We start from the raw sequence: 11,723 nt of genomic DNA on the forward strand, positions 1-11,723 counted from the left end.
TGACGCTCCTAATCAGTTGGATTGGCTTACGGCAGTCAAGAGGCATCCAGCCCTGTCAACGTCCATCAGACCGCTTGAATGCGGCCCGCCCTGCTCGGTTGTGCGTCAACCGCGTCCTGCTCGAGCGGCAGGATCAATTGATCGGGTACTGCGCTGTGCCACTTCTTGGCGAGGACGTAATACAGCGCCGCCGGGACCACCAGGCCGATGATCCAGGAGATATCCACACCGCCCATGGCTCCCACCAGCGGACCGGTATAGAACTTGGTGGCGATGAAGGGCAATTGAACCAGTACACCGAAGACATAGACGCTGATACCCAAGGTGTTCCACCGACCGTAGCGGCCGTTCGGGTCGGCCAGGGCCGGCACGTCATAGCGCTCGCGGGTGATGCAGTAGTAGTCCACCAGGTTGATCGCGCTCCAAGGCGTAAAGAACGCCAGCAAGAACAGGATGAAAGACTTGAACGCACCGAGGAACGAGTGCTGGCCGAGCAGCGCGATCAGGGTCGCGGCGCCGACAATGAACAGCACGAAGACCAGACGCTGCACGCGCGTGACGTTCAGATGCCCCCGGAAACCGCTGATGATGGTGGCAATGCACATGAAGCTGCCGTAGGAGTTCAGCGTGGAGATGGTGACCTTGCCGAACGCGATGCTGAAGTACAGCAGCGCAGCGGTGGCGCCGGTGCCCCCCAGGCCAACGATGTAGGCCACTTCGTGACCGGCGAACTGCCCGTTGGCCGAGGCGGCGGCAAACACGCCGAGGATCATCGCCACCTGTGCGCCGATGACCGAGCCGGCGCCTGCGGCGAAAAAGGTTTTCACCGAGGACGTCTTGCTCGGCAGGTAACGCGAATAGTCAGCCACGTAGGGGCCGAAGGCGATCTGCCAGGAGGCCGCGAGCGACACCGCCAGCAGGAAACTGCTCCAGCTGAAATGGCGGATTTGCAGGAGTGCGCCGACGTCCGTCTGGCTGATCAGGCGAGCGAACAGGTAAACGAAGGCAATGACGCCAATGATGCTGGCGACACGGCCAATGAAGTGAATCACCCGATACCCGAGCACCGTGACCAGCACGATGACGCTGGCGAAAATGAGGATGCCGACGCTGTCGCTGACGCCAAACAACTGGCCCAGCGCCTGGCCGGAAAGCACGGTGCCCGTCGCGGTGAAACCCAGGTACATCAGGCACACCAGCACGATCGGGATGGCCGCGCCATACACACCGAACTGCACCCGGCTGGAGATCATCTGCGGCAGGCCAAGCTTGGGCCCTTGCGCGGCATGCAAGGCCATGACGCCACCGCCGAGCACTTGGCCGATCAGCAAACCGATCAACGACCAGAACACATCACCGCCCAGCACCACCGCCAATGCACCGGTGACAATGGCCGTGATTTGCAGGTTGGCCCCCATCCAGAGGGTGAACTGGCTCAACAGCCGACCGTGTCTCTCCGCTTCCGGGATGTAGTCGATCGAGCGCTTCTCGATCAACGGCTTGCTGCTTGCGCGTGTGCGGGTGACAGCCATGGTTCAACCTCTGTGGATTGTTCTGGAATTCATTTGCGCCACTGCTTCCCTGTGGGAGCGAGCTTGCTCGCGATAGCGGTGTATCAGCAGACAATGCTGTTGACTGACACGCCCTCATCGCGAGCAAGCTCGCTCCCACAAGGGCCGGGGTTATTTGCCGGTGATCATCGGCAAGTTCAGCCCCTGTTCCTTGGCGCAATCGATGGCGATCTGGTAACCGGCATCGGCATGGCGCATCACCCCGGTACCCGGGTCGTTGTGCAGTACGCGAGCAATGCGCTCGGCCGCTTCGTCGGTACCGTCGCAGACGATCACCATGCCCGAATGCTGGGAGAAGCCCATGCCGACGCCACCACCGTGGTGCAGCGACACCCAGGTCGCGCCGCTGGCGGTGTTGAGCAAGGCATTGAGCAGCGGCCAGTCGGAAACGGCGTCGGAGCCATCCTGCATGGATTCGGTTTCACGGTTCGGGCTGGCCACGGAACCGGAGTCCAGGTGGTCGCGACCGATGACGATCGGTGCCGACAATTCACCGCTGCGTACCATCTCGTTGAAGGCCAGGCCCAACTTGGCGCGCTGGCCCAGGCCGACCCAGCAGATACGTGCCGGCAAGCCCTGGAAGCTGATGCGCTCGCGGGCCATGTCCAGCCAGTTGTGCAGGTGGGCGTCGTCGGGGATCAGTTCCTTGACCTTGGCGTCGGTCTTGTAGATGTCCTGGGGGTCACCGGACAGCGCAGCCCAACGGAACGGGCCGATGCCACGGCAGAACAACGGACGGATATACGCCGGGACGAAACCAGGGAAATCGAAGGCATTTTCGACGCCCTCTTCCTGGGCCATCTGGCGGATGTTGTTGCCGTAGTCGAAGGTCGGCACGCCCATTTTCTGGAAGGCGAGCATGGCTTTGACGTGGACAGCCATCGATTGCTTGGCGGCCTTCACCACGGCTGCGGGCTCGGTCTTGGCGCGGGCACGGTATTCGTCCCAGGTCCAACCGGCCGGCAGGTAACCGTTGAGGGGATCGTGGGCGCTGGTCTGGTCGGTGACCATGTCCGGGCGCACACCACGACGGACCATTTCCGGCAGGATTTCGGCAGCGTTCCCACACAGTGCGATGGAAATCGCCTTGCCTTCGGCGGTGTATTTCTCGATGCGCGCCAGGGCGTCGTCGAGGTCTTTGGCTTGCTCGTCGACGTAACGGGTTTTCAGGCGGAAATCGATACTGACCTGCTGGCACTCGATGTTCAGCGAGCACGCACCGGCCAGGGTCGCGGCCAGGGGTTGCGCGCCGCCCATGCCACCCAGGCCGGCGGTCAGGACCCAACGGCCCTTGAGGTTGGAGTCGTAGTGCTGGCGACCGGCCTCGACGAAGGTTTCATAAGTGCCTTGGACGATGCCCTGGCTGCCGATGTAGATCCAGCTGCCAGCAGTCATCTGGCCGTACATGGCCAGGCCCTTGGCGTCGAGTTCGTTGAAGTGTTCCCAACTGGCCCAGTGCGGCACCAGGTTGGAGTTGGCGATCAGTACACGAGGGGCGTTGCTGTGGGTCTTGAACACGCCCACCGGCTTGCCGGATTGCACCAGCAGGGTTTCGTCGTCATTCAGGTTGGTCAGGCTTTCGACGATCTTGTCGTAGCACTCCCAATTGCGCGCCGCGCGGCCGATGCCACCGTAGACCACCAGTTCCTTGGGGTTCTCGGCCACTTCCGGGTCGAGGTTGTTCATCAACATGCGCAGCGGCGCTTCAGTCAGCCAGCTCTTGGCGGTCAGCGTGTTACCGCGAGGGGCGCGGATTTCAACGTCACGGTATTTTTCGGGTTTGCGGGTAGCGTCGGTCACAGCAAAAACTCCTCAGCGATCAATCCAGACCAGCCCGGGCAGTGGGCAGCGATTTAGCGAACGTTGCGTAGAAGATCGGTGACTCATACGCATACGTCTTTACTTGTATGTACAAGCATATGCAATCAAGCGGCCAACTTGTCGAAGACACGTTTGCAGGATGACGTTAGGATTGGCTGAAAGCCCCGTGATTGAGCGGTTTGAGAGCCAGATGAAATTTCTGGAGGAGGGATTTATGAAGAACACAGGCAGGTTACGAAAGCGCGGTTCTGCGCCACGCTGGGGCATTCGGTAACAAGTTGGTGCGCAGAAGAAACAGCAGGTAGACACTTTGTGGCGAGGGGATTTATCTGTGGGAGCAAGGCTTGCCCGCGACGAAGGCAATGTGGCCTGCCAGAAAATCGAGTCGCCTGCGTCGCGGGCAAGCCTTGCTCCCACAGGGTACTCAAGAAGCTGAAATCAGCGGGCCGTCAGCTCGATCACACAGCATTGGCCGTGGCTGGTGATGTCCAGCAGCCCGGTGTTACCGCTCAATTGCAAGCAGTCGTAGAGGCCCAGGATAACGGCGGACTCGCCAATCCTGATGGTCAATCCCGGGGCCGCGCTGAACACCAGCAACGTCTCCGCTTCGCTGAAGAATCGCTGCTGCCCCCCCACCCACTGCAATCGCGCGCGGTAACGCTGCGGCGCATAGATCAGGTTGAAATCCCGAATGGGGCCGCCCAGCAAGGTGCAATGCACATGGCTCTCGCCGCTGAAGGCAAAGGGGTCCAGCGGGCGCAAAGGCCCCGTGGCCTGGCCATCGACGTTCAGCGTCATACCGTCTCCCTGCAAGACGCTGATGATCCGCTCGTAACCGGCAAACGTGGAAAAACCACCCGACTCACCGATATCGGCAATCGACAGACGCCAGCCGAAACCTTCCAGGCCAGTGCCGGCATCGCGAGTGATTTCCTCGGTGCTGCCACCGCCGTTTTTCCACGGCATGCGGGGGTAATCTGCTGCGCGTAAAACCTTCAACTGGCTCATTTATGAAAGCGCCCTTCCAGACTGTGACGGGAACCCGGATGGATCAGGCGCGCGGCGGTCACCGGCTGGCGCCCGGACCAGGTGCGGCGGCGGATCAACAGGCAGGGTTCGCCTCGCTCGATCTGCAGCAGTTTGCACTCGCTCGGCTCGGCCAGAATCGCCTCGACCACATGCTCACCCTCGGTCAGCGGCGCGACCTGGTTCAGATAGGCGTAGGGCGTCTGCAAGGTGAAGTCCTGCTTGAGGTAGTCCGGCGCCACCAGTGCGTTGACGAAACGGTCCTCGATTTGCACAGGGATGTCGTTCTCGAAATGCACGATCAGCGAATGGAACACCTTCTGGCCTTCACGCATGTCCAGGGCCAGGGCTCGCTCGGAACCGGCGGCTTCTTCTTCCAGGGTGATGACCTTGCAGGTGTGGCGATGACCACGGGAGGCGATTTCGTCGGCGATGTTATGCACTTCGAACAACGCGGATTGGCTCTTGGGCTCGGCCACGAACGTGCCGACCCCCTGCATGCGCACCAACAGGCCATCGGCGGTCATTTCCCGCAGGGCACGGTTGATGGTCATGCGACTGAAGCCCAATTGGCTGACCAGCTCGCTTTCCGACGGCACGCGGTAATGCGGCGGCCAGTTTCCACTGTCGATCTGCTGGGTGATCATCTGTTTGACGCGGGCGTACAAGGGCGCCGGACTGTCACCCATGTGTGCGGCCAGCGGCGGTTTGGCAGGCGGAGTCGGCACGGCGGTTCCCTGTTCTGCGAATAAGGTTGCTAGCTTGCCGGAGTTTACCGGCCAGGCAAACGTCTGTATATGTATATACAAATTACGCACGATGAGGTTGAACCATGTCCGCCTTCTTTGCCGAACGCGCGCTGCTGCCTAGTGGATGGGCCCATGATGTACGTCTTGAGGTCGATGCCAAGGGCGTCCTGACCCATATCCAGGCCGGTTCCCACGCAGACGGCGCCGAACGGCTGGGCGGTCCGCTGTTGCCGGGCATGCCGAACCTGCACTCCCATGCCTTTCAACGGGCGATGGCCGGGCTGGCGGAAGTGGCGGGCAATCCCAATGACAGTTTCTGGACCTGGCGCGACTTGATGTACCGCCTCGTCGGAAAAATCAGCCCGGATCAACTCGGCATCATCGCCCGCCAGCTGTACATCGAAATGCTCAAGGCCGGCTACACCTCGGTCGCCGAATTCCATTACGTGCACCATGACACCGACGGCGCACCCTACGCCGACCCGGCGGAGCTGGCCCTGCGCATCAGCCACGCCGCCAGCGCCGCCGGCATCGGCCTGACCCTGCTGCCAGTGCTCTACAGCCATTCCGGTTTTGGCGGCCAGGCGCCCAATGACGGGCAGCGCCGGTTCATCAACAGTACCGAAAACTACTTGAAGCTTCAGTCACGCTTGCAACCGATCCTGGCCGGGCAACCGGCCCAGGCCCTGGGCTTGTGCTTCCACTCGCTGCGCGCCGTGACACCCGGGCAGATCCAGGACGTGCTGGCCGCCAGCGACCGTGATTGCCCGGTGCACATCCACATCGCCGAGCAGCAGAAGGAGGTCGATGACTGCCTGAGCTGGAGCGGCGCCCGCCCGCTGCAATGGCTGTACGAAAACACCGAAGTCGACCAGCGCTGGTGCCTGGTTCATGCCACCCACGCCAACGCCCAGGAAGTCAGCCTCATGGCCAAGAGCCGGGCGATTGCCGGCCTGTGCCTGACCACCGAAGCCAACCTGGGGGACGGGATTTTTCCGGCCGTGGATTTCCTCGCCCAGGGCGGGCGCCTGGGTATCGGTTCCGACAGCCATGTGTCCTTGAGCGTGGTCGAAGAATTGCGCTGGCTGGAGTATGGCCAGCGCCTGCGCGACCAACGGCGCAACCGCTTGTATCGGGCGGATCAGCCGATGGTCGGCCGCACCTTGTTCGACGCGGCATTGGAAGGCGGCGCCCAGGCCCTGGGGCAACCGGTCGGTGCCCTCGACATCGGCAAGCGCGCCGACTGGCTGGTGCTCGATGGCAACGACCCGTACCTGGCCACGGCCAATGGCGACGGGATTCTCAATCGCTGGTTGTTTGCCGGCGGCGATCGTCAGGTGCGGGATGTGATGGTCGGTGGACGGTGGGTTGTGCGTGATGGGCGTCATGCCGGCGAAGAGGAAAGCGCTCGGGCGTTCACCCAGGTATTGCGCGAACTTCTAGACTGACGCGGATAAAAAGATGTGGGAGCGAGCTTGCTCGCGATGAGGCCTTCACATTCAACACTGAGGTTGGCTGGAAGTCCGTCATCGCGAGCAAGCTCGCTCCCACATGGGTTCTCAGGAGCCGATCAATTCGAAGTCTTGGCCATCTGCCGATCCGACGCGCGCCAGATCAGTCGTGTCGTGTCATAGCCCTGCTGGCGCGCCTTGCTCAGCAGTTCCTCGCGCACGACGCTATTGACGGTCGGTGTGCGGGACAGCAGCCACATGTAGCGGCGGCTCGGGTCGCCGACGATGGCGGTCTTGTAGTCATCGCTGACGTACAGCACCCAGTATTGCCCTTTCGCCACGCCCGGCACGATCCGTGAAAACCAGTTGTCGAACTCGACCCAGAGCTTGTCGGTCTTGCCCGGCACCTGCGGCGTGGCCGTGCCCCTGGCCTCCTCCCACTGCCAGTCCGAGGTCAGGCAGCGATTGAGCACACCCACGTTGCCGTCTGGCTTGAGGATGTAGTGAGCTTCCGATTGCGCGCAATTGCGCTGGAAATACATGGGCAGACGGGCCAACTCATACCAGGTCCCTTGGTAACGCTTGAGGTTGACGCTGTTGACCGTCTTGGGCGCCAACGGATCTTCGCCAGAAGTGGCACAGCCGGCCAATACCAGGCCAGCCAAAAGCACAAAAACTAACCGCATCATTATTTTTCTCCCGCAGGCCTCTGGCCTCGGTTTACTTCAGGCCTTGGCCGGAAAACATCAACACTTTGTCACCGGCGTATTGCACGCTGATAAAGCTTTTCTGGTCGCCCCAGGTGCAGCTGGACATGCCGAGTGCGCCTGAACAATCGGTCGGTTTCCCCAGCAACGTTTCGACTTCGGCCTTGGGCATGCCAGCCGACAGTTTCGAATAGTTTTCCTGGTTGACCTTGCTGCATGCGGTCAACACGACGCACATAAACAGCAGAGCGATAGATCGCAGCGACATGGTGTAACTCCTGGAACGGAAGGGAGGTGGCAGGGTGCCAACCTGATCCTTAGAAGAGAAAACCCCTATCTGGTTCCCTGACACCCCCAGTATTTATTGGCTGTGCAGAGGTGTTTCATCGATGAGTCACCCGGTTTGTGACGCCGTCGTACCTTTCGTCGGGACTGAGGCCCTGGCGCCTGATGGGTCGGGCTTTGGCGCCGATAAAAAGTCACAGCGCAAAATCCCGCGCTATGGCAAATTGACAGCCCTCCCTGACCCGCCCCTTCGCAGTAGTGTTCTTAATGACCAGAAACATGAAATTCAGCCATAAAATCCTGCTGGCTGCCGCCCTCGTGGTGGCCGTCGCATTCGCCTGTTTCATCCTGTTCAACGACTATCGTCAACGCCAGAGCCTGCATGCCAGCACCGAGACCTCCATGCAGGAGCTCGGCAACCTGACCAGCCGTAACATCCAGACGTGGGTCGACGGCCGTATCCAATTGCTGCAGTCGCTGGCCCAGCAGATCGCCGTGGACGGCAACAGTGCCGACAGCCTCAAGCGCGCCGTGGGCCTGCCGGCGTACACCGGCAACTTTCAGCTCAGCTATTTCGGCGGCACTGACGGCGTGATGTTCTCGGTACCGGCCGGCAATCGCGCCGCCGACTACGACCCGCGCGCCCGTGGCTGGTACAAGGCCGCCAACAGCGCACAGCAAACCATCGTCACCGAACCGTACATCGCCGCCTCGTCGGGCAAGCTGGTGATCACCGTCGCCACGCCGGTACAGCGCCAGGGGCAGATGATCGGCGTGGCCGGTGCGGACATCGACCTGTCCAGCATCAGCGCCATCATCAACTCGCTGAACTTCGGCGGCCACGGCCACGCGTTCATCGTCAGCGCCGACGGCAAGATCCTGATCCACCCCGACAGCAAGCGCGTGCTCAAGACCCTGGCCGAGGCCTACCCCAACGGCGCGCCGCAGATCAGCCCGGGGGTGAAGGAAGTCGACCTCGACGGCCAGACCCAATTCATCTCCTTCACCCGCGTCAACGGCGTGCCGGGCGCCGACTGGTACGTGGCGCTGGTGCTCGACAAGGACACCGCCCTGGCGATGCTCAGTGAGTTCCGCACGTCGGCGCTGATCGCCATGATCATCGCGGTGGTGTTCATCATCGCCCTGCTGGGCATGTTGATCCGCGTGCTGATGCAACCGCTGCTGACCATGGGCCGCGCCATGCATGACATCGCCGAAGGCGAAGGCGACCTGACCCGCCGCCTGGTCATTCACGGCCATGACGAATTCGGCGCACTGGGCACGTCGTTCAACCGTTTTGTCGAACGCATCCACACCTCGATCCGCGAAGTGGCCTCGGCCACCGGCCAGGTCAACGAAGTCGCCTTGCGCGTGGTCAGCGCGTCCAACTCGTCGATGTTCAACTCCGACCAGCAGGCATCGCGCACCAGCAGCGTGGCTGCGGCCATCAACCAGCTTGGCGCCGCTGCCCAGGAAATCGCCCAGAACGCCGCCCTCGCCTCGCAACATTCCAGCGAGGCCCGCAACCTGGCCGAAGACGGCCAGCAAGTCGTGGATAAAACCATCGCGGCCATGCAGCAGTTGTCGGCCAAGATCAGCGATTCGTGCGGCAACATCGAAACCCTGAACAGCAACACAGTGAACATCGGCCAGATTCTTGAGGTGATCACCAGCATTTCCCAGCAGACCAACCTGCTCGCCCTCAACGCCGCCATCGAAGCGGCCCGGGCCGGTGAAGCCGGGCGCGGCTTCGCGGTGGTGGCCGATGAAGTGCGCAACCTGGCGCACCGCACCCAGGACTCGGCGCAGCAGGTGCAGAAGATGATCGAAGAGCTGCAAGTCGGCGCACGGGAAGCGGTGCTGACCATGACCGACAGCCAGCGCCAGAGCGAAAGCAGCGTCGGCATCGCCAACCAGGCCGGCGAGCGACTGGGCAGCGTGACCCAGCGTATCGGTGAAATCGACGGCATGAACCAATCCGTGGCCACCGCCACTGAAGAACAGACCGCCGTGGTGGAATCGATCAACGTCGACATCACCGAGATCAATACGCTGAACCAGGAAGGCGTGGAAAACCTGCAAGCCACCTTGCGGGCCTGTGCCGACCTCGAACAGCAGGCGGCGCGGTTGAAGCAGTTGGTGGGTAGTTTCCGGATCTAGCGCTTTCAAGGGCCCCATCGCGAGCAAGCTCGCTCCCACATTGATGACTTCGAACGCGGTCAACTGTGGGAGCGAGCTTGCTCGCGATAGCGGCGTCAGCTAGATCGAAAGAATCAGAACCTGGACCCAGGCCTGTTCAAAAACTCGATTTCCTCAGCCGTGGACTCGCGCCCCAACACCGCATTGCGATGGGGAAACCGTCCAAACCGGGCAATGATCTTCTGGTGCCGCTCGGCATAATCCAGGTTGTCTTCAAACACCGCCCGTTCCGCTTCCGGTTGCTCTCGGACCAGGTCGATAAACCGCGACACGGCTTCGTTCTGCACCGCCAGGTTTTCGCAGTGTTCGAGTACCAGGTAGATGAAGACGCGCTGGATCGGTTTGAGTTGCCGGTCGAAACCCGCCGCCATGCCTTGAGCCACCAGCGCTTGGGCACGCAGGTCGCCGGAAAAAGCCTTGGGGGTGTCGCGAAAGATCATCCGCGGGAGTTGATCGAGTAGTAGCACCAGGGCCAGCCAACCTTCCGGGCGTTGCGCCCAGTCGGTCAATCCGCCGGCCAGTGCCTGCTCGACCCGATCACCGAAGCGCTCTTGCGCCTGGCGATCATGGCCTTTGCCGAACCACAGCTTGCCCCTGTCAGCCGATATTTCGTCCGGTGTCTTGGCTGCACCAAACCACCAATCGAGCAACGGCTGCCAGGGCTCGGCCATGCTTTACTCCTTGTGGTAAGCCGTGGCGCGAGCCACTTCTTCCTTCGAACCGAGGAACACGGCCACGCGCTGGTGCAGACCTTCAGGCTTGATATCGAGGATGCGCTGGTGACCGTCGGTGGAAGCGCCGCCCGCCTGCTCCACCAGGAACGACATCGGGTTGGCTTCGTACATCAGGCGCAGCTTGCCCGGCTTGGACGGCTCGCGGCTGTCGCGCGGGTACATGAACAAGCCGCCACGGGTCAGGATCCGGTGCACGTCGGCAACCATCGCGGCGACCCAGCGCATGTTGTAGTTCTTCTTCAACGGGCCTTCTTCGCCTGCCAGCAGCTCTTCGACATAGCGTTTCACCGGGGCTTCCCAGTGACGCTGGTTGGACATGTTGATGGCGAATTCCTGGGTGGTTTCAGGAATGGTGATGTCTTCGTGGGTCAGTACGAAACTGCCCATCTCACGGTCCAGGGTGAAGCCCTTGACGCCGTCACCCAGGGTCAGCACCAGCATGGTCTGGGGGCCGTAGATGGCATAACCGGCGGCGACCTGCTCGGTGCCCGGCTGCAGGAAGGCCTTTTCATTCAGGGCTTCGTTCTGGCTCAGGTACTCGTTCGGGCAGCGCAGTACCGAGAAGATGGTGCCGACCGGCGCGTTGATGTCGATGTTCGACGAACCGTCCAGTGGGTCGAACACCAGCAGGTAGGCACCCTTGGGGTATTTGCCCGGGATCTGGTAGGCATTGTCCATTTCCTCGGACGCCATGCCGGCCAGGTGACCGCCCCATTCGTTGGCTTCGAGGAGGATTTCGTTGGACAGCACGTCGAGCTTCTTCTGCACTTCACCCTGCACGTTTTCGGTGCCCATGCTGCCCAGGACACCACCCAACGCGCCTTTGGAGACGGCGTGGCTGATTTCCTTGCACGCACGCGCCACCACTTCGATCAAAAAGCGCAGATCGGCAGGGGTATTGTTGCTGCGGGTCTGCTCAATCAAATAGCGACTCAAGGTAACGCGGGACATGGACGGCTCCGAAGAATAGGGGGCGGAAAAACCAGCGCAGTTTAGCGCGAGTCGGGACTTAATTCCTCCTATGAGACGGGATATGGAGGATTGAGTTCACGGGGTGGCGGCTCGCTTGGATATTTCTGTCGATTGAGAGGACGCCATCGCGAGCAAGCTCGCTCCCACAGTTGACCGGGTTGTTTCGACGAACGCGGTCTATTGTGGGAGCGAGCTTGCTCGCGATGAA

General features: G+C 61.6%; 10 protein-coding genes. 2 read left to right on the forward strand and 8 right to left on the reverse strand.

Annotated features, from left to right (window positions below):
• Positions 1-65 precede the first annotated feature (65 nt).
• The 4 genes from AO356_RS09640 to hutC form a co-directional block, all read right to left on the reverse strand.
• Entirely contained in the window at positions 66-1,532 is a 1,467-nt protein-coding gene (locus AO356_RS09640) for a purine-cytosine permease family protein (RefSeq protein ID WP_060739589.1), read from the reverse strand.
• Positions 1,533-1,682: 150 nt separating this feature from the next.
• Complete coding sequence (gene hutU / locus AO356_RS09645) at positions 1,683-3,371, reverse strand: urocanate hydratase (RefSeq protein WP_039592729.1); 1,689 nt, start codon at positions 3,369-3,371, stop codon at positions 1,683-1,685.
• Between the two features lie 459 nt (positions 3,372-3,830).
• Complete coding sequence (locus AO356_RS09650; RefSeq protein ID WP_060739590.1) at positions 3,831-4,400, reverse strand: HutD family protein; 570 nt, start codon at positions 4,398-4,400, stop codon at positions 3,831-3,833.
• Complete coding sequence (gene hutC / locus AO356_RS09655; protein WP_170842365.1) at positions 4,397-5,107, reverse strand: histidine utilization repressor; 711 nt, start codon at positions 5,105-5,107, stop codon at positions 4,397-4,399. The genes AO356_RS09650 and hutC overlap by 4 nt, the downstream gene beginning before the upstream one ends.
• Positions 5,108-5,250: 143 nt before the next feature.
• On the opposite strand from hutC, the gene AO356_RS09660 reads away from it, so the two are divergent.
• The gene (locus AO356_RS09660) at positions 5,251-6,615 is read left to right on the forward strand and encodes a formimidoylglutamate deiminase (RefSeq protein WP_060739592.1); all 1,365 of its coding nucleotides are present in this window, start codon (positions 5,251-5,253) and stop codon (positions 6,613-6,615) included.
• Positions 6,616-6,737: 122 nt separating this feature from the next.
• Here AO356_RS09660 and AO356_RS09665 read toward each other — a convergent pair whose 3' ends face one another.
• On the reverse strand, positions 6,738-7,307 hold the full coding sequence (locus AO356_RS09665) for a lipocalin family protein (protein ID WP_060739593.1): 570 nt from the start codon (positions 7,305-7,307) through the stop codon (positions 6,738-6,740).
• A gap of 31 nt (positions 7,308-7,338) precedes the next feature.
• The gene (locus AO356_RS09670; RefSeq protein ID WP_003186715.1) at positions 7,339-7,593 is read right to left on the reverse strand and encodes a hypothetical protein; all 255 of its coding nucleotides are present in this window, start codon (positions 7,591-7,593) and stop codon (positions 7,339-7,341) included.
• A gap of 284 nt (positions 7,594-7,877) precedes the next feature.
• On the opposite strand from AO356_RS09670, the gene AO356_RS09675 reads away from it, so the two are divergent.
• A complete protein-coding gene (locus AO356_RS09675) occupies positions 7,878-9,770 on the forward strand; it encodes a methyl-accepting chemotaxis protein (protein ID WP_203225778.1) in 1,893 nt (630 codons plus the stop codon).
• Positions 9,771-9,883: 113 nt separating this feature from the next.
• On the opposite strand, the gene AO356_RS09680 is transcribed toward AO356_RS09675, so the two are convergent.
• On the reverse strand, positions 9,884-10,480 hold the full coding sequence (locus AO356_RS09680; protein ID WP_060739595.1) for a DUF924 family protein: 597 nt from the start codon (positions 10,478-10,480) through the stop codon (positions 9,884-9,886).
• 3 nt (positions 10,481-10,483) lie between these two features.
• A complete protein-coding gene (locus AO356_RS09685; protein ID WP_018607993.1) occupies positions 10,484-11,494 on the reverse strand; it encodes a class 1 fructose-bisphosphatase in 1,011 nt (336 codons plus the stop codon).
• Between the last annotated feature and the right edge of the window lie 229 nt (positions 11,495-11,723).

Origin of the sequence: Pseudomonas fluorescens (assembly GCF_001307275.1) — a bacterium.
In the GTDB taxonomy this organism is placed as follows: domain Bacteria; phylum Pseudomonadota; class Gammaproteobacteria; order Pseudomonadales; family Pseudomonadaceae; genus Aquipseudomonas; species Aquipseudomonas fluorescens_AA.